This is a genomic window from Desulfosoma caldarium (genome assembly GCF_003751385.1).
Taxonomy (GTDB): domain Bacteria; phylum Desulfobacterota; class Syntrophobacteria; order Syntrophobacterales; family DSM-9756; genus Desulfosoma; species Desulfosoma caldarium.
In genome coordinates this window covers 1-18,145 of the sequence record NZ_RJVA01000016.1, presented here as the reverse complement: position 1 = coordinate 18,145, position 18,145 = coordinate 1, and the positions used below count along the sequence as shown (strand labels likewise).

The 18,145-nt window shown below is 56.2% G+C and carries 17 protein-coding genes, 1 tRNA gene and 1 rRNA gene; 12 read left to right on the top strand and 7 right to left on the bottom strand.

What is annotated here, in order from left to right; all coding sequences use genetic code 11:
- The first annotated feature begins 109 nt into the window (after nucleotides 1–109).
- Both EDC27_RS14520 and EDC27_RS14515 read left to right on the top strand, forming a co-directional pair.
- On the top strand, nucleotides 110–1,300 hold the full coding sequence (locus EDC27_RS14520) for a pyridoxal phosphate-dependent aminotransferase (RefSeq protein ID WP_123291361.1): 1,191 nt from the start codon (nucleotides 110–112) through the stop codon (nucleotides 1,298–1,300).
- A gap of 4 nt (nucleotides 1,301–1,304) precedes the next feature.
- The gene (locus EDC27_RS14515; protein WP_123291360.1) at nucleotides 1,305–2,060 is read left to right on the top strand and encodes an SPOR domain-containing protein; all 756 of its coding nucleotides are present in this window, start codon (nucleotides 1,305–1,307) and stop codon (nucleotides 2,058–2,060) included.
- Between the two features lie 335 nt (nucleotides 2,061–2,395).
- Here EDC27_RS14515 and EDC27_RS14505 read toward each other — a convergent pair whose 3' ends face one another.
- Nucleotides 2,396–4,354: an ASKHA domain-containing protein gene (locus EDC27_RS14505; RefSeq protein ID WP_123291359.1), complete on the bottom strand. Its 1,959-nt coding sequence runs from the start codon at nucleotides 4,352–4,354 to the stop codon at nucleotides 2,396–2,398.
- Nucleotides 4,355–4,385: 31 nt separating this feature from the next.
- Here EDC27_RS14505 and EDC27_RS14500 point away from each other — a divergent pair, with 31 nt between their 5' ends.
- A complete protein-coding gene (locus EDC27_RS14500; RefSeq protein WP_123291358.1) occupies nucleotides 4,386–4,580 on the top strand; it encodes a hypothetical protein in 195 nt (64 codons plus the stop codon).
- 131 nt (nucleotides 4,581–4,711) lie between these two features.
- On the top strand, nucleotides 4,712–5,149 hold the full coding sequence (locus tag EDC27_RS14495) for a Smr/MutS family protein (protein WP_123291357.1): 438 nt from the start codon (nucleotides 4,712–4,714) through the stop codon (nucleotides 5,147–5,149).
- A gap of 142 nt (nucleotides 5,150–5,291) precedes the next feature.
- Here EDC27_RS14495 and EDC27_RS14490 read toward each other — a convergent pair whose 3' ends face one another.
- Nucleotides 5,292–8,279, bottom strand: a complete 2,988-nt coding sequence (locus EDC27_RS14490; RefSeq protein ID WP_123291356.1) for a proline dehydrogenase family protein — start codon at nucleotides 8,277–8,279, stop codon at nucleotides 5,292–5,294.
- A gap of 234 nt (nucleotides 8,280–8,513) precedes the next feature.
- On the opposite strand from EDC27_RS14490, the gene EDC27_RS14485 reads away from it, so the two are divergent.
- The 5 genes from EDC27_RS14485 (at nucleotide 8,514) to EDC27_RS14465 (ending at nucleotide 13,087) form a co-directional block, all read left to right on the top strand.
- The gene (locus tag EDC27_RS14485) at nucleotides 8,514–9,641 is read left to right on the top strand and encodes a branched-chain amino acid ABC transporter substrate-binding protein (protein ID WP_123291355.1); all 1,128 of its coding nucleotides are present in this window, start codon (nucleotides 8,514–8,516) and stop codon (nucleotides 9,639–9,641) included.
- Nucleotides 9,642–9,755: 114 nt separating this feature from the next.
- Entirely contained in the window at nucleotides 9,756–10,661 is a 906-nt protein-coding gene (locus EDC27_RS14480; protein ID WP_123291354.1) for a branched-chain amino acid ABC transporter permease, read from the top strand.
- Complete coding sequence (locus tag EDC27_RS14475; RefSeq protein ID WP_211334931.1) at nucleotides 10,661–11,617, top strand: branched-chain amino acid ABC transporter permease; 957 nt, start codon at nucleotides 10,661–10,663, stop codon at nucleotides 11,615–11,617. The genes EDC27_RS14480 and EDC27_RS14475 overlap by 1 nt, the downstream gene beginning before the upstream one ends.
- The gene (locus EDC27_RS14470; protein WP_123291352.1) at nucleotides 11,614–12,378 is read left to right on the top strand and encodes an ABC transporter ATP-binding protein; all 765 of its coding nucleotides are present in this window, start codon (nucleotides 11,614–11,616) and stop codon (nucleotides 12,376–12,378) included. Before EDC27_RS14475 ends, EDC27_RS14470 begins: the two co-directional genes overlap by 4 nt.
- A 1-nt stretch (nucleotide 12,379) precedes the next feature.
- Complete coding sequence (locus EDC27_RS14465) at nucleotides 12,380–13,087, top strand: ABC transporter ATP-binding protein (RefSeq protein WP_123291351.1); 708 nt, start codon at nucleotides 12,380–12,382, stop codon at nucleotides 13,085–13,087.
- Between the two features lie 173 nt (nucleotides 13,088–13,260).
- On the opposite strand, the gene EDC27_RS14460 is transcribed toward EDC27_RS14465, so the two are convergent.
- Together EDC27_RS14460 and EDC27_RS14455 are read right to left on the bottom strand one after the other, a co-directional pair.
- Nucleotides 13,261–14,061, bottom strand: coding sequence for an RNA 2'-phosphotransferase family protein (locus tag EDC27_RS14460; protein ID WP_123291350.1), 801 nt, complete (start codon nucleotides 14,059–14,061; stop codon nucleotides 13,261–13,263).
- On the bottom strand, nucleotides 14,058–14,960 hold the full coding sequence (locus EDC27_RS14455; RefSeq protein WP_123291349.1) for an arginase family protein: 903 nt from the start codon (nucleotides 14,958–14,960) through the stop codon (nucleotides 14,058–14,060). Before EDC27_RS14455 ends, EDC27_RS14460 begins: the two co-directional genes overlap by 4 nt.
- Before the next feature lie 105 nt (nucleotides 14,961–15,065).
- On the opposite strand from EDC27_RS14455, the gene EDC27_RS14450 reads away from it, so the two are divergent.
- The 3 genes from EDC27_RS14450 to rnhA all read left to right on the top strand — a co-directional run bounded on the left by EDC27_RS14450 (nucleotide 15,066) and on the right by rnhA (nucleotide 16,806).
- Nucleotides 15,066–15,140: transfer RNA gene (locus tag EDC27_RS14450), tRNA-Gly, on the top strand.
- Between the two features lie 71 nt (nucleotides 15,141–15,211).
- Entirely contained in the window at nucleotides 15,212–16,231 is a 1,020-nt protein-coding gene (locus EDC27_RS14445; RefSeq protein WP_123291348.1) for a DHH family phosphoesterase, read from the top strand.
- Between the two features lie 128 nt (nucleotides 16,232–16,359).
- Entirely contained in the window at nucleotides 16,360–16,806 is a 447-nt protein-coding gene (gene rnhA / locus EDC27_RS14440) for a ribonuclease HI (RefSeq protein ID WP_123291484.1), read from the top strand.
- A gap of 128 nt (nucleotides 16,807–16,934) precedes the next feature.
- Here rnhA and EDC27_RS14435 read toward each other — a convergent pair whose 3' ends face one another.
- The 3 genes from EDC27_RS14435 to rrf form a co-directional block, all read right to left on the bottom strand.
- Complete coding sequence (locus tag EDC27_RS14435) at nucleotides 16,935–17,438, bottom strand: SoxR reducing system RseC family protein (protein WP_170161849.1); 504 nt, start codon at nucleotides 17,436–17,438, stop codon at nucleotides 16,935–16,937.
- Between the two features lie 51 nt (nucleotides 17,439–17,489).
- On the bottom strand, nucleotides 17,490–17,861 hold the full coding sequence (locus EDC27_RS14430; protein WP_123291346.1) for a hypothetical protein: 372 nt from the start codon (nucleotides 17,859–17,861) through the stop codon (nucleotides 17,490–17,492).
- 67 nt (nucleotides 17,862–17,928) lie between these two features.
- Nucleotides 17,929–18,045: ribosomal RNA gene (gene rrf, locus EDC27_RS14425) — 5S ribosomal RNA — on the bottom strand.
- Nucleotides 18,046–18,145 lie beyond the last annotated feature (100 nt).

The following is an 18,145-nucleotide window of genomic DNA, read 5'->3' as shown; positions in this document are numbered from 1 at the left end:
CCTTGAAAGCCGGTGACGCAACGTTAGTGTGTCCTTGCTGAAACGGCACGATTCTGCTAGCTGTACCTCGTGAATCTCGTTTCGCATTGACAGGAGGGGGAAAAAGTCCATGGGCATTTCGCATCAGATGCGCACTTACATTGATCGAGCCTCGTGGATTCGCAAAATGTTTGAGGAAGGAGCCCGATTGAAGCAGATCCACGGAGCTGATAACGTTTATGACTTTAGCCTCGGCAACCCCAACCTGCCACCACCCCCTAAGGTGAAAGAGGCGCTTCTGCGCATCATTCGCAACGGGGCGGCGTCCCTTCACAGTTACATGCCCAACGCCGGGCTACCGCAAACTCGGGAGAGATTGGCGGCGTATCTGGCTCGAGAACACGGCACGCCGCTTCGCGCGGAGCATGTGATCATGACATGCGGCGCCGCGGGCGCACTCAATGTGATTTTAAAAGCCCTTCTCGACCCTGGAGACGAAGTGGTGGTGCCGGCACCGTTTTTTGTGGAATACGGCTTTTACGCGGAAAATCATGGCGGTAGCCTAAAAACCGTTCCCACCACTGCCGATTTCTCTCTGGACCTGAACGCTCTTGACGCCGCTGTGGGGCTTAAGACCAAGGTGGTCCTCATCAATTCCCCGAACAATCCCACAGGACAAATCTACGACGCCAATGCGCTAAAGGAATTAGGGGAACTCCTTCGCCGAAAGAGTCGAACGGCCCGGCATCCCATTTTCCTCGTTTCGGACGAGCCCTATCGGAAAATTGTCTATACGGCGGAAAAACCGCCTTCCATTTTTCAGTACTACGAAAACGCCCTGATTGCCACGTCCTTTTCCAAGGACTTGTCACTGCCCGGGGAGCGAATCGGTTACATCGCCATGCATCCTCAGGCCGAGGATCAAGCGGCCCTGCAGGGAGCGCTCATCTTGGCCAACCGTATTCTTGGCTTCGTCAACGCTCCGGCGCTCATGCAGTGGATCCTGCCGGACCTTCTTGAAGAATCGGTGGACGTATCCCTTTATCGAGCCAAACGGGATAGGCTACTCGATGGCCTGAAGCGCGCAGGCTACTCTTGTTTTGAACCTCCGGGAGCCTTTTACCTCTTCCCCCAAAGCCCTTTGAAGGATGATGTCACCTTTGTGCGGCTTCTGGTGGATGAAAAGATTCTCGCCGTTCCCGGCAGTGGTTTCGGAGGGCCAGGATACTTCCGCCTGGCCTATTGTGTGGACGATCAAACCATCGAAGGAGCCCTGCCGGGTTTTGCCAGGGCCATGGACAAGGCCCGATCCATGAGGTGATTCCATGTCAAAGAAGAATGTTTTCGTTCCCAAACCCGGCACGCACCACAACAGGAGTGGCATTCCCAAGGCGTTGCTTGGGCGGATTTTCATTGCCTTGTCCATTGGGGTGGTTTTTTTGGTGGTGCTGTCTTTGATCTGGCGGCAAAACGCGCAACCGCCCATCGGTGACACGAAGGACGCCGGAAAGCCGAAAGTTTTTCGAGAGATTCCCAAGACGACCCTGCCGGAACCTCAGGTTTTGAGCCTGGACAAGGCCTCGCCCCACGAACCCTCGGGAACTTACGTCAAGCACGCCGTCCCCGTCTTCGAATCCAAACCTTTGGGAGCACCGGCGCCTTCGGAACCGACTCCTCCATTGGAAAATCCTCCAGAGACGGCTTCTGAAAAGTCCGTGACTCAAACCGATAGCGGCTCTTCGGCACCCGCAGGGATCACAAAAACGCCGAACCTGCCCAGCACTATGTCCTCCGAGTCTCAAAAGCTCTCCACCTCCCAGATCACCCCCTCTTCATGGGTTTATGCCGTTCAAGTGGGGGCTTACTCTAAGAAGGAAAATGCTCAAGAGGCCGTGGAGCGACTGAAAAAAATGGGACTGCCTTCCCAGATCACTCCTATCAGTCACCCCAAACTCGGGGCGCTGTATGCGGTCCGCGCCGCTCCTTTTAACACCCAGGAAGAGGCTCAAAAAGCGGCGGAAAAAATTGCCAGAGTGGAAAAGGAAAAACCGTTTATTGTCAAGGTGCCTGCCATCCGCTAAGGGCTTTCCACGGATGAGTTAAGCCCAGCGAAAGGCTTTTCAGGACCGTTGTCGCAAAGTTTTTTCCAAAGCCGCGGCACACGCCTCGGCATCCGTGGCGTGGGCGTTTGTCCCTTGCTGACACCGTCTTTTGATTTCCCGGCGGCACAGTTCCCAGATGACGCATGCTGTTCGGTGTCTACAATATAGTGCAGGGTCCGTGCACGCTGTGCACGCATCCAAACACTCTTGACAGTAACCGTACTCGAACTTTTCACAGCGAACGACAGCCGGCCGATCCGGATGGAATCTGCAAGAACCCATGAAAGAAATCCCTTTCGCCTCGTGAATGGCCTTCACCCTTGCGCTTCGGCGGAAGCTTTGCGCGCCATCAAATAGTTCTTGACCGATGGAAATATATCCATGTTCGTATGCGGCAGAAATAGGGCCGCGATAAATTCGTTCATGAAACCGGGATGCACGGACAGTTCAAAATAGGTCATCTGCCGGGCAATGGCCGAGGCCTTTCGAAAGGCGTGGGTGGAAAGAAGGCACTGTCGTGCGCCGGCCACGGAGCTGTTGCCGATAAACTGCACACGATCCAACGGCACGTCAGGAAGAAGGCCGATGCGAACGGACTTCTCGATATCCAAGTGCGCACCAAACCCACCGGCCACATAGATGCGTTCCAGACTGTCAAAGTGCAAGCCCAGGTTTTCCAACAGGATTTTCATGGCAGCCAAAACGGCCGCTTTGCTTTTCATAAGGTTGCCGATATCGTCCTGGGTCATCACAACCGCCTCTCCCGTTTCGCTTTCATGAGGAAAGGCCACCACGAATTCGGGGACGCCATCTACCACTCGCACCTGGGGATGATCCAGGCGAATGAATTTGCCGCTCTGATCGATAATGCCTTCAGCGGCCAATTCCGCCATCAGATCGATGAGGCCGGAACCGCAGATTCCTTTGGCTTTAGCTGCTCCCACGGTCTCATACGTAACCTTGGAACCGTGAATCTGCACCTTTTGAATCGCGCCTTTGGTGGCCCGCATGCCGCACCTGGTGCCGCCACCTTCAAAGGCCGGCCCCGCAGAGGCCGAGCAGCACACCAGCCATTCGTTATTGCCGATGACGATCTCTCCATTAGTCCCGATGTCGATGAGGGCGCTCAGTTCCGGCTTGTCATTCATGCCGCAGGCCAAAACGCCGGCCGTGATGTCTCCACCCACATAGCTGCTCACGCACGGCATACAGTGCAACACGGCCTCCGGATGACCGATCAGCCCCACATCTGCAGCCCGAACCCATGGAAACCGCGTTGCCGTGGGAATATAAGGCTCCAGGCGTATGGTGCATGGCTCAAGACCCAGCAGCAGATGGGTCATGGTGGTGTTCCCGGCGGCCACGAAAGCGATGATGTCCTGAGGTTTGATCCCCGCCGAGGCCATCAGTGAAGAGATCAGTGCATTGATGGTGTTGACCACGGCGTTTTTCAGAGGATCAGTACCTCCGCGACCGCAGGCAAAAATCATTCGAGAAATGACATCTTCGCCGTAACGGGCCTGCTGGTTATGGCTGGCTTCCACGGCGGTGACCTGCCCGGTTCGAAGGTCCACAAGCTGCGTCACGATGGTGGTGGTGCCCACATCGATGGCCACCCCAAAACTTCGCCGGCTCGTGTCTCCGGGCTCCAGTGCTCGTAGGTGGTAGCAATGAGGATCCAGCATGTGAGCCAAGGCCGTCACTTCCCATCGGCTTTCCCGAAGAAGGCGCGCCAAATTCTTGAGGCAGCTGAAATCCGCCTCCCATTTGACGTCGGGAAATTTTCTATGGAGTTCTCGGTAGATACGCTCCAGGTCCGAAAGGTTATCTTTGAGGGACGGTTCAGGAAGATTCAGAAAAATCTTGGCACACAAGGGGTTGAAATAGGGAATGGAAGGGGAGGCGCCCCCCTCTTCAAGCACTTCGGGGGCCGTATAGTGGACGAGGTGATCGACCGTGAGAATCTGTTCTTCTTCTTGGCGCGATTCTGGAGGAATCCAAACCTCCACATCGTCTTGAAGTAATTTGGCCTGGCAGGCCAAAACGTATCCTGCATCCACTTCCTTGCGATCCAAAAAGCCCACACCCTTGCTGGAAAAGTCCACCGATCCTTTGACGACCTTTAAACGGCACTTGCCGCACACGCCTTGCCCACCGCACAGGCTGTTGATGCTGATGCCCGCATTCCCGGCAACATCCAACAGCGTGTCACCGGGGGCGGCGGAAACGGTTTTGTTTTCCGGCTGAAATGTCACGCGAACGGATGAACTCATGGCAGGCTTCCTCCATTAGATGGTCGAGTAGATGGTCAAGGTCATCGGCAAAACGATCATCTGTGCGATGCGGCAAAAATACGCCTTGGAGTTGAATCCTTCGATGCTTTATAAGATGCTCCAAGAGCTATGGCAACCCTCAGCACCATGGGCCGGCAAAAGCCACCCCGGTCGTCGCGACGCTGAATTTGAAAATGGCCCCTTTTCCCGCGCGATGTGGACATGAACCCGGAAATTTTTTTCGGTTTTGTCCCCGAACTTTTGACAGGGGGCATCGACGAACAGCGTTCCTTTCGTGACGGCGAATTTCAAAAGCAAGAAATCTGGTGAGGTTAGCAAAAGTAAAGGTTGAAGAGGATGAGACGCGACAAAATACCTGACTGGAATGAGGCGGTGGCCGTTCCGGTCGAGCCCGTATTGGACCTTCACACCTTCGACCCTCGAGAGCTCAAGCCTCTTTTGGAAGACTATCTTGAGGAAGCCCATGAAAGGGGATGGTCCCAAGTCCTGATCATTCACGGAAAGGGCCGAGGCGTTCTGCGACATCGCGTTCGAGCGCTTTTGGCCCGACACCCTCGAGTGGCCGCCTATCATGATGCCCCGCCGACTTTGGGATCGTGGGGAGCGACCCTGGTACATCTCAACGTGGACAAGGACGGCAATATACAAGACCCCGCTACCGGAAAATTTTTCTACAATCTGGACGGGCCGCTAGGCCCCTCGGCTTGGCTTTGGCTGGGCGTGGGCGTGGTCCTGGGCGTGGCGCTTGGTGCCGTGTGGTGGTGGCTGCGATGAAAGGTAAATCTTCGGACTGGCGCAAGCCGCAATAGGGGACCGCGCTCTATGGCCAAATTGGCCTTGCCCTGCTCCCACAAACCGAGGCCTGGCGTGCCCGGCGCACGGGATGTGACCCTCCCCATCAAAGAATGCTGAACGGTCATTCCTCCGAGGGGGCGAAACCTCGCCGCAGCGTGTTTTCCACCACGTTTCTTGGAACCATGAACTGAAGCAAATAGTCCGGACCCCCGGCTTTGGATCCAATGCCGGACATTTTGAACCCACCGAAAGGATGCCGTCCCACGATGGCTCCCGTGCAGCCTCGGTTGATGTACAGGTTGCCCACACGAAAGGCTCTTTTGGCCTTGTCGATGTTTTCGGGACTGCGGCTAAACACGGCGCCCGTCAAGGCATACGGTGTGCCGTTAGCCACATCCAAGGCTTCATCAAAGGAGCTCACCTTGAGAACACTGAGCACGGGGCCAAAGATTTCTTCCTGAGCCAGGCGATGGTGCGGTTGAATGTCCGTAAAAATGACCAGCGGAACATAATGGCCGTTGGGATCGCCAAAAGAGCGTTCCACCAGGACTTTCCCTTCAGATCGGCCGACCTGAATGTATTCCAAAACTTTTGCCTTGGCACTGGCATCGATCACAGCGCCCATCAGGTTCTTGGGATCTTCCACGGGGCCCAATTCGAGGCTTTCCGCGGCGGCCTTCAAGCGCGCGATGAACTTGTCATAGTTCTCCTCCAAAACGATCAGCCGCGAACAGGCGGAACACTTCTGGCCCTGATAGCCGAAGGCCGATTGCAGCACGTGCACCACGGCTTCATCCAGGTCGGCATCCGCATCGACGATGATGGCATTCTTGCCGCCCAGTTCCAACACCACGTTTTTGATCATCGAAGCGGAAGGCGCCGTTTCATGGGCCCTCTGAAGGATATTTAAGCCGACGTCTTTGCTGCCGGTAAAGGCGATCATGGCCACATCCGGATGGCTGACCAATATATCGCCCACCACCGAACCAGGCCCGGGCACAAAATTCAGCACTCCGGAAGGCAACCCGGCCTCTTCGAACAGGCGCACCATCCGCCACCCGATCACGGGGGATAGGGAAGACGGTTTGTAGACCACGGTGTTTCCCGTGACCAAAGCGGCCGAGGTCATGCCCGTGGAAATGGCCAGAGGAAAGTTCCAGGGGGCGATGACGGCCGCCACACCTCGAGGTTCATAGAAAAGGTGGCTCATTTCTCCGGGCACGTGACCCATGCGCTGCGGTGTTCCCAGGCGAATCATTTCACGGCCGTAGTACTCCAGAAAATCAATGGCTTCGCACACATCCGCATCCGCTTCCTTCCAGCTCTTACCCACTTCAAAGACCTGAAGCGCCGCCAGCTCAAACCGCTGCGACCGTGCGATCTGCGCGGCCTTAAAAAGATAAGCCGCTCGGTCCCGAGGCGCCGTGTCCCGCCAGGCCGCAAAAGCCTCCTTGGCGGCTCGAATGGCCTCCTGCACTTCGCGGCGGCCGGCCGACGCCACGTGGCCCACCACTTCCCGCATGTCATTAGGATTGGTCGACGCAAACTCCCGATCGCCCGTGATCTTCTGTCCGCCCACCATCAAAGGAACTTTGACGGGAAAGCTTGTGCGCACCTTGGTCAGAGCCTGTTGAAAATCCCGACGCACCTGGGATTGTGTCCAGTCCCAGGGCGGTTCGTTGGCAAAGGGTGGTGGGGCATCGATTTCCATCGATGGCCCCGGCGCCGCAGCCTCAACGGACTGCTCGGCCAGAATCTCCAAGGGGTCTCGAAGCAGAGCCTCTCGAGACACGCCTTCGGTAAAGCTCAGCCGCAAAAACGATTCGTTGCTTGTATTTTCTAGGAGGCGCCGCACGAGGTAGGCCATGCCGGGAATGATTTCGCCAATGGGGGTGTAGAGCCTAAGAGGCAGCCCTGCCTTTTTAAGGGCCGAACGCACTGGTTCGGCCATGCCATAAAGAACTTGGTATTCGAGACGGTCCGAAGGGACACGCAGTTCCTTGGACAATTCCAGGACATAGGCGAGGCTTCGAATGTTATGGGACGCACAGGCGCAGGAGACCACAGCATGGTTTTCCAACACAATACGGGCCAGTTTTTCAAACTGGGCGTCCGTTTCATGTTTGCGGGTAAAAACGGGAATGGGCCATTGATTCTGCCTCGCCCAGACCACTTCCGCATCCCAATAGGCCCCTTTCACGAGCCGCACCGTGCAGTGCCGTCCTCGTTTTCTGGCCCATTCGATGAGGGAACGCACATCCTGCTCACTGTCCCGAAGATAGGATTGAATGACAAGGCCCGTGTGGGGATAATCCCTGAATTCTGGCTCATCCATCAGACTTCGGTAGAGGGCCAAGGTCATGTTCTTGAGGGCCGTGTGTTCCATGTCTAGACACACAAATGCGCCCCTCTCCATGGCTTTGCGAAAGATGGGTCGTAAGCGTTCCTTGGCCCGATCCACTCCATAATCAAAGGCCACGGGGTTCATCTGCGAGTATAGGGCTGAGGGCTTTAAGGAGATGTTGACTTTGGGCGCAAAGCCCCAGTCCAAATTTCCTGATCCTCCACCCAAAGGAGCCCACCGCGTGGAGGCGTCTCCAAGAAAGTCCAGAAGCTCCAAGTACCTCGATAAATACACCTCCTCTTCTTGACGGGACACGACGGCTTCACCCAAAAGGTCCACCGTAAAGGCCAAGCCCTGAGCTCTGAGGTTCTCCAGGGTCCCGATGGCCTCCTGAGGTGTCGCCCCGGCAATGAATTGCGCTCCCATGGATTCAATGTTTTTGGCCATGCTCTTGGCCACCATCTTGGCCGCAAAAGATGTGGGCGACAGGTGCCGAAGGCCCCATTGAAGCGCCACTGGAAAACACTGATCGGGACGGCAGAAATATTCCTGAAGGTGCTTGGCCACGGACTCCGGTCGAGTGAGGTAGGGGAAAACGTCGATAAACCGGAACATTTCCACCTTGAACGCCTCATTGTGCATGCACCAATCCATGACCTTGCCGGTCCAGTAATCCTTGCGAAAAATGGACGGGGTTTCGTCTTCGATCAGTTGGTACAGCCACATTCCGGTCTGACGAATCCTTCGCTCGAGATCGTTTTTCATGGGCCTCGCTCCTTTGCGTTCCGTCGGCGATCCATAAGCGTTCCAACAAGGGCATTTCCCGCCGCCCCGACCAACTCCGGCTTAAACAAATCGGGTTGTGCACGAGTTGTCAAGTTGACAGGCTCCAGTTTTTTCTGATATGTTCCGCAAACTTTTTTAAGGATCAGAATTCAGGCGGCAAAAGGTGTGATGGCTCAGGCTCAGGGGTTTCAGAAAACGAGGAGGGAGGTATCCATGAAGAAAGGGCTCGTTGTACTGGCGGCGATGTGTCTTCTTTTTTTGAGCGGTTTTGTTTCGGCCCAAGCAGACACCATCAAGATCGGCCTCATGGGCCCCATGACCGGTCCGTGGGCCAGTGAAGGCCAGGAAATGAAACAGGTTTTGGACCTCCTTGCTGCAGACCTGAACGCGAAGGGGGGCGTTTTGGGCAAGAAGGTTGAAGTCATTGCCGATGACGACGGCGGAGATCCTCGCACGGCGGCTCTGGCAGCCCAACGCCTGGCCACGCAGGGTATCGTGGCGGTCATCGGCACCTACGGATCTTCGGTCACGGAAGCCACCCAAAACATCTATGACGAATCTAAGATTATCCAAATTGCCAACGGCTCCACCGCCATTCGGCTCACCGAAAAAGGGCTCAAGTACTTTTTCCGCACGTGCCCTCGAGACGACGAACAAGGCCGAGTGGCCGTGCAAACCATGGCTAAACTAGGGTTCAAGAACGTTGCCATCCTTCATGACAACACCACCTACGCCAAAGGCCTTGCGGACGAAGCCAAAGGGCTCCTGGAAAGCCAAGGTACCAAGATCGTCTTTTTTGATGCGTTGACTCCCGGGGAACGGGACTACACCGCCATCTTGACCAAGCTCAAAGGCGCCAACCCCGATGTGGTCTTCTTCACGGGCTACTATCCCGAAGCTGGGCTGCTTCTTCGACAGAAAAAAGAAATGAACTGGAACGTGCCGTTCATCGGCGGGGACGCCACCAACAATCCGGATTTGGTGAAAATCGCCGGCAAGGATGCGGCTCAGGGCTTTTATTTTCTCAGCGCGCCGTTGCCCAAAGATCTGCCTTCACCGGAAGCCAAGAGCTTTTTGGATGAATTCAAGAAAAAATATGGCTCCACTCCCAATTCTATCTACGCCGTGCTGGCCGGGGACGGTTTTCGCGTGATCACCGCGGCCATGCAAGCGACACAATCCACGGATGTGGACAAGCTCGCCGCCTATTTGCACACGAAATTGAAGGACTTTGCCGGCTTGACCGGGAAAATCTCCTTTGACGAAAAGGGTGACCGTGTGGGCGAGGTGTATCGCGTCTATAAGGTGGATGCGGAAGGAAATTTTATTCTACAACCATAACGGTGGGAAAATTGCCCCTGCTTGCAGGAGCGCTTTCCGAAGGCAGCACACCATCGAAGCGCTCCTGCACGCATTCGAGAACCATGTGCCAGCGGGCGATCGACTACTGACTCCATGGAAGAATTCTTTCAGCAACTGACCAACGGGCTTGCCGTGGGCGGCATTTACGCTTTAATCGCCCTGGGCTACACCATGGTCTACGGAGTTCTCAAACTTATCAACTTCGCCCATGGCGATTTGTTTACCATTGGATCCTACTTGGGCCTCACCCTGCTCACCTCCCTGGCTCTGACAGATCGTTTAGGTCCTGCGGCGGGCATTGCGGTCCTGGCGCTCATGGTCATGGGCCTGGTGGCTTTGGTGGGAGCCCTGTTGGAACGCATGGCGTATCGACCTCTTCGCCAATCCCCGAGGTTGTCCGCGGTGGTTTCGGCGCTGGGCGCCTCTATCTTTTTCTCCAACACCGTCATGCTCATCTATGGCGCCCGCTTTCAGGTGTATCCTCAGGGAATTCTGCCCAAAACGGCTATCGAACTCTTCGGCCTTTACATTCCTCTGGTGCGGGTGCTCATTTTGGGCTCGTCCGTGGTGATGATGGTGGCTCTTTACACCTTCATTCAACGGACGAAGATCGGCACGGCCATACGCGCAGCCGCCATTGATCAGGACGCGGCGCGCCTCATGGGCATCGACGTCAACCGCGTGATTCTTTTGGTTTTCCTCATCGGGCCGGCCTTGGGTGGCGCCGCGGGGCTCATGGTGGGATTGCACTACGGTCAAATCAATTTCACCATGGGCTGGGTTTATGGGCTCAAGGCTTTTACGGCGGCCATTTTGGGAGGCATCGGCAATATACCGGGCGCCATGGTCGGTGGCTTGCTTCTCGGGGTCATAGAGGCACTGGGTGCCGCCTATCTTTCGGTGGCCTGGAAGGATGCCATTGCCTTTGGAGTCCTGATTTTCATTCTTATCGTGCGCCCCACGGGACTTTTGGGCGAACGGGTCGCGGAAAAGGTATGATGCGGAATCGGATGCTGATCTACGGAGCCGTTGCGGTCGCCTTGGCCGTTAGCCCTTTGTTCCTCAATGCCTACTGGACCGATGTGCTCAACAACATCGGGCTCTACGCCGCCCTGGGACTCAGCCTCAACCTCATCGTGGGCCACGCGGGCCTTTTTAACCTGGGACACGCCGCCTTTTACGCCGTGGGCGCCTACACGGCGGCCATCCTAAACACCCATTTTCACATTCCCATTTTGGTGCTTATGCCCCTATGTGGGCTTACGGCAGGGCTCTTTGCCCTCATCGTCGCCCGACCCATCATTCACCTTCGAGGTGACTACCTGTGCATCGTTACCATCGGTGTGGGAGAAATTGTTCGCATCGCGCTTATCAACAATGTTTTCGGCATCACAGGAGGCGCCAACGGTATCTTTGGCATCGCTCGACCCAACCTGTTCGGCTGGGTGGTTCGCAAACCCCATGAATTTTTCTACCTCATCTGGGGCTTCGTGGCCGTGACCGCCTTTTTCTTTCATCGCCTGGAAAATTCCAGATTCGGCAGGGCCTTGAATTATCTTCGAGAAGATGAGACGGCTGCCGAGGGCAGCGGCATCGACACCGCCCATTACAAGCTCATGGCCTTTGTCCTTGGAGCGGCCTGGGCGGGCATGGTGGGCAACATTTATGCGGCCAAAATGACCATTATTGCACCGGAATCGTTCAGCTTCTGGGAATCGGTGATCATGTTCACACTGATTATTTTGGGCGGATCCGGAAGTATTCCAGGAGTGCTTCTGGGAGCCTTTCTCGTCGTGGGATTGCCCGAAGTGTTTCGAGGCTTTACCAATGCGCGCATGATGATTTTTGGGGCCGCCATGATTGCCATGATGATCTTTCGCACCGGGGGGATTCTTCCAGCTCGGCCGCGCCGTTACACCGTGCCAGACCGACACTTGGCGGAGGAATCGGCGTGAGTTTGCTGCGTCTTCGGCGTTTGACCAAGTCCTTTGGCGGCCTCACAGCGGTCCACAACGTCTCATTTGACGTAAATGTTGGCAGCATCGTGGGCCTCATTGGGCCTAACGGCGCCGGAAAAACCACGGTCTTTAACCTGATCACAGGCATCTATCAACCGGATCAGGGAGAAATCCTCTTTAACAACACCTCGCTGCTGGGCTTGCGCACCCATCGCATCATCGGCCTCGGCATCGGTCGAACTTTTCAAACCATTCGCTTGTTTCAGAGTCTCTCCGTTCTGGAAAATGTGTTGGCGGGATGCCACTGCCGTATGCGCTCCGGCGCCTTTGCGGCCATGCTGGGCCTGGGGCGGCATCGGCGGGAAGAAAAAGAAGCTCTAGAGCAAGCCATGAACGCCCTTGCTTTTGTTGGACTTGACAAGAACCCTTTGCAGCCGGCCAAGAACCTTTCCTATGGCAACCAAAGGCTCCTGGAAGTGGCTCGAGCTCTGGCCACGCAGCCTAAGCTCCTTATCCTGGACGAACCCGCGGGCGGCATGAATGAACAGGAAACGGAAGCCCTCATCGAACTGATTCGAAGAATTCGATCCCGCGGCATCACGGTGCTGCTCATCGAACACGACATGAACCTGGTCATGCGAGTGTCCGAAAAGATCGTGGTTCTCGAACACGGGTCCTGCATCGCCGAAGGCACACCCTGGGAAATCAAAGCAAACCCTCGCGTCATCGAAGCCTACCTGGGGACGGAAGAAGACTGAAATGCTTCAGCTCGTGGATCTTCATGTGAAGTACGGCCAAATCGAGGTGCTGCACGGCATCCAGATCACGGTAAACCCTGGGGAAATCGTAACCATTCTCGGTGCCAACGGTGCCGGAAAGTCGACCACTTTGCTCACCATTAGCAGCCTGGTTAAGCCGTCGAAAGGAGCGGTGATGCTGGAAGGTGCACCCCTTCATAAACTACCGCCTCACGAAGTGGTGCGCCGAGGAGTGGCCCACGTGCCGGAAGGGCGCCGCATCTTTGGCACCCTCACGGTTCAGGAAAATCTGAATCTTGGAGCCTTTACGCGAAACGACACGGCCCGCATTCACCAGACTCTGGATTGGATCTACGAACTGTTTCCCATTTTGGCGGAAAGGCGCCGACAACTGGCCGGCACTTTGAGCGGCGGGGAACAACAGATGCTGGCCATCGCGCGAGGGCTCATGAGTCAGCCGCGAATTCTGCTGCTGGATGAGCCCAGTCTGGGCTTGGCTCCGCTTCTTGTGAAAACCATCTTTCAAACTATTCGGAACATCAACGCGTCGGGCGTCACCATCGTCTTGGTGGAACAAAACGCTCGAGCAGCCCTCAAGCTGGCCCATCGAGGCTACGTGCTGGAAGTGGGCCGCATCGTGCTGGAAGACTCGGCCCAGGGACTTCTCGCCAATCCCGACGTCCAAAAGGCCTACCTGGGTGGCGCTTAACCTAACACTCAAAGGGGCAACGACGCCACAACCATCGTTCCCTATGGGCTCCGGCGACAAATCCGATCCCAACGAGTGCGTAACGCCCCATTGTTCATGCGAAGCGAGTCGGGAATTCTCCATGTCTCTCCCCAAGATCCTCACCCGGGGCAGAGCAGGGTAGGGCAAAGGAATCACACTTCGCGCTTGCGCCGTTCCTTGCGCGCAGCCTTTTTCCAGCTCCCATCCTTCTTAGAGCCTTTCTTTCCCGAAGAGGCCTTGGTGCGGGGTCCTTGAAGCCCTCGGTCCGAAAAGAGCCCCTGCAGGTGATGAGCTTCCAGACGAAAGGAACCGAAATCGGCGCGAACCTCCTGCTTGGAAGCAAAAGGTGCCGGGCGACGGGGCGGCTGAGCCTCCGGCTCTTTTCCCTTCGTCTCCTCAAGGGCAATCATGGGAAACACCACATGAGCCGCATCCACAGCCCTAGCCAGAAAAAAATCTTCCCCGGCCTGATAAAACACTCCGCCAGCCTCATGGGCTTCTCGAGCTCGAATCTCCAACACCAAAGGCCGGGCCACGCGGCGCCGAGCCATGCGTTCCGCGGTGCCTTGATTCGCCCACAGAGGAACATAGGATCGGTGCAGGGCTCGAAGGCCTTCTGCGCGCACAGCGGCAAGGTGCCGAGGGCGAATGCCCGTGTACAGGCGATCTGGAGGGTCCACGCAAGGGTATGGCCGAGCGGGCGAAGCGTCGGCGATCCGACGCAAGCGCGACCCATCCAGGACAAAGGGTAGGGTGTACCCTAAGAGAGTCAGCTCCTTTAGAGTGGATTCGCGGACGAAACGCAGCCGAGGATCCTCCAGCAAAGCCCAATAAAATTCCTTCCACGGCATGGTGCCGTCGTCGTCCCAAAAGAGGCCGTACTCGTGGGGTGACGCGCAAGCCATGGTGGTCAAAATCTTGGCCAGGGTCTTAAGAGGCACACGCCGGCTCATGGGTTAAGCCCTCCCAAAATGGCAATGATGGGGGGAATGCAGTGGCGGGCAATGTCACTGCGCGAGCCGCCACCCAAGACCACTTCCAGGCGCCCTGCGCAAGTCTTTTCCGCTAGTTCTTTCATCATGCGGGCGATGAGCAGGTACGCTGCGCGGCTCAATCCAATGTCTCCGTAATCCCCGCGGTGCGTATCGAAACCAAAATACCAAAAGATGAGCTCGGGCTGAAAATTCAGGCACCGTTCATAAAAAGATCTTCGCGCCGTTTCGTAATAGCGGCGATCCGTGTCCGTTTCGAGGCCGGACGGCTCATCCTTTACGCCTTCAAACACCCGCCACATAATAGGGCCACCCGGCACGGGTACATCCACCTTGGTGCCGTCCGGGGATTCGTAGGCACTGTAGCACAAACACACGTGAAGCACATCCGGATCGTGGCGCACCAGGTCTCTTGTGCCGTCACCGTGATGCGCGTCCGTGTCCAAAATGGCAAAACGGCGCAACCCATGGCGCTCCCGCAACACTGTGATGGCCAGCACCACGTCGTTGAAACAGCAGTAGCCTCCAAAAAAATCCCGACCGCTGTGATGACCCCCGGCCCCGATGAACGCAAAAGCGTTGCGGATTTCCCCCAAAGCGATCTTTTCGGCCCCCAACACCACACCGCCGGCGGAATGCCACGCTGTGGAACAGAGCGTATCCCGCATCACGCCATCCAAAAGCTCGCGGCTGTGCACTTTCAAAATCCATTCTTCAGAAATGGGCGGGGATTCCATGAGCACAAAGCGCGCATCCTGCAGCAGGGGTTGGAGAGCTTGAGGAAAATCCTGAAGTCGCGATCCCTGGGTGAGGTAACTGCGGCGACTGAAACTGGGATGATAGACAATTCCGGTGACCATGACGCCCTCGCTTTTTGGTTTACATAATATACATTATCGGACGTTAGTGGAAATTTTTCCTTGACATTGTCCCGGTTCTTGGCTAAAGATCCGCTTGAGGGCTGAGCGGGAATAACTCAGTGGTAGAGTGCGACCTTGCCAAGGTCGAAGTCGCGGGTTCGAATCCCGTTTCCCGCTCCACGAAAGTTTCAAGGGGTGGTTCGCCACCCCTTTTTTCTTCTCTATCCAAAGACCTAAGCGGCACGGCTTCCATGGCGCCCAATAAGCCTCCGGGATTTTCCGCATCCTTAAGACCTCGCTCTCGAAAGGACGCTCTGCAGCGCCTCTATAGCTTGGTGCAGAGCAAAGACCGCATCCTCATCACGATCGATCCGGACCCGGATTCCATCGCCGCCGCCTTTGCCCTGAAACGGCTGCTATGGCGCCGTGTCTATTCCACCACCGTCGGTATCATTCGACCCATTCGTCGACTGAACAACCTAACCATGGTTCGCCTGCTCAAACTTCCCCTTGTGCTTCTTGAGGACAAGAAGCTTGACGAGTTCAATCGCTTTTTCCTGGTGGACGGCCAGCCGACCCATAACGAATTCTTTCAAAAGTTCGACTACTCCCTGGTCATCGACCACCATCCCATCACAGCACTGCCGGAGATTCCCTTTGTGGACATTCGACCCGAGTACGGAGCCACCTCCACGATCCTCACGGAATACCTCAAGGCCGCCAAGATCAAACCATCCAAAACCCTGGCCACGGCACTCATTTACGGCATCAAAACGGACACTCGAAACTTCGAGCGCCAGAGCCGCGAAGAAGACGTTCGAGCGTTCCACTATCTCTACGACAAAGTGTACCAAGGGACACTGCGCAAGATCGAAATCTCCGACCTGTCCCTCAAGGATTTGACCTATTTTTGCGAAGCCATCAAGAACAAGACGGTGGTCAAAGATCGCATCTACACCCATCTGCCTCTGGTTCCTTCCGCCGACATCTTGGTCATCTTGGCTGACTTTCTGCTCAAAGTCCATGACATCTCTTGGAGCATCGTCAGTTCTGTTGTGGACAACACCCTCGTGGTCATTGTGCGCAACGACGGCTACCGCAAGAACGCCGGCCGAAGCGTGCAAAATGCCTTTGGCGCCTGGGGCAGCGCCGGAGGCCATCGAGCGGCGGCGCGGGCGGAAATCCCTTTGGAACGCCTAAAAACCGTGGTGAAGAAAAAGACCCCCATGGCTTATGCCAGGTTCGTTCGCCACCGACTGCGCGCGTCCTAAAACCGCCATGAGCACGAAACGGGCCAGTTCAACGCCGCCCCCAATTGAGAAACGCGCAAGGATACACGGCGCTCCCTTTGATGAGGCTTTCAAGAACGCCCATGGCTTTGAATGATACAAAGCATCCCATGAAAACCGTGGAAATTTTCACCGACGGGGCATGTTCGGGCAATCCAGGGCCCGGAGGCTGGGCTGCGCTGTTGCGTTATCAGGGTCACGAGAAGACCCTAAGCGGCTCATCACCGTGGACCACCAGCAACCAGATGGAACTGACCGCCGTCGTGGAAGCGCTCAAGGCCTTGAAGGAGCCGTGCCATGTGGTGCTTTATACCGATTCCCAGTATCTGCAAAAGGGCATGACCCAGTGGATCCACAAGTGGAAGAAAAACGGCTGGAAGACCAGTCGCAAGGAACCTGTAAAGAATAAAGATCTATGGGAGGCACTGGATCGCCTAGTTCAAAAGCATCGAGTGGCATGGCACTGGATCGCGGGGCATGTAGGCCATCGGGAAAACGAAATCTGCGACACCCTAGCCCGGGCGGCCATTCCCTCGAAAAATCGGCGGCCCACGTGATGTTTTGAGACCTTGATCGCCATCGTGGCCAAGTCATCGAGATGATTGGGTCGCGCCGCTTTGCTCTGCAAAAATCACGGCGTCTTGCGGCGCTTCCACAAAAGAACGCGTCATGGAGTCCTTTGAAATCATGGGCTCATTTTAGACACGCTCCTAAATTCTCCGTCGGCACGACCAGGTGTTCTTGGGTCTTGTAAAGTCGGCGCCATGGCCGTGACGATCCGCACAATCGTCGGAAAGCCTTCCTCCCCGCGGTTTATTTTTCGATAAATCAAAGTACTTAAAACCAGAGCGAGGCCGAGAGCCGCGCAGGCGCTCATGACGCATGCCGCCGTGGACGTCCATCCCACCAGGGAAGCCCAAACGCTTCCGAACAGCACGGCCCCTGCGGGAAGCCCAAAGAAAAGAACCGAAAGCGTCCACAAGGACTTGGCGGGAAACAGAATTTCTACCCTCTCTCCCACGCGAACCCCTATGGGGTCCAAAACTTCCAAAGGGCGCTTCGCTTGTCGTGAGCGCGGCGGCGTGCAAGCGCCGCGAGCAGAGCATGTGGGACAGTTTAGCCCGCCGCTTTCCACAACCACGAAAGCCCGCCCCGTGGCAACCTTGAGCACCGTGGCGCATCGAACCATCGTGACAAGACTCCATAGAAAACAGATCATTCGGCTTCAAAGGCCCTTTCCCTAAACGGCGTAACGAAATGCCGGAAGGCCGTCTTCGTGGGGAAAAGGCGTTCGAGCGATCACCTCACTGGGAAGGGGTGACGTATCGTCCCAGACGTCAAAGGCAAAGTACAGGAGATTGAGTTTTTCTTCATAACGCCGTTCCAGCAAAAAGGCGTAGAGGGCACGAACTCGGGCGGGGTGTCCGTCTTCATTCTCCTGCGAGGAACGCCGTTTGAGGAGAGCCTCAACGAAAGGCAATGGGGGAATCAACAGAGCTGCTTCAAAGGCGTGTGGGTTAAACCCCAGCCATTCGGCGTCCGGCTTAAAGGTTTGAAAGGCCGCGAGAAGCGGTTCCCAGGATATCTTGTCAGCATCGGGTGTTGGCAGCATGTCGTTTGTGGCCTTGGCACGAGAAAAGCCGGTCAGAGTAGGGGACCGGCTTGTGGTGGGAGGATTGGGCTGGCAGCGACCGACTCTTCCACGCGGTTTCCCGCGCAGTACCATAGGCGCTGAGGAGCTTAACGGCCGTGTTCGGGATGGGAACGGGTGTGGCCTCCTCGCCATAGCCACCAGCCCAAAAGGGAAGAATAGGGTGAGTGTACGATTGCGAAGATCCATTTCCTTCAGAGAAGGGATGGTCAAGCCTCACGGCCGATTAGTACCGGTCAGCTCCA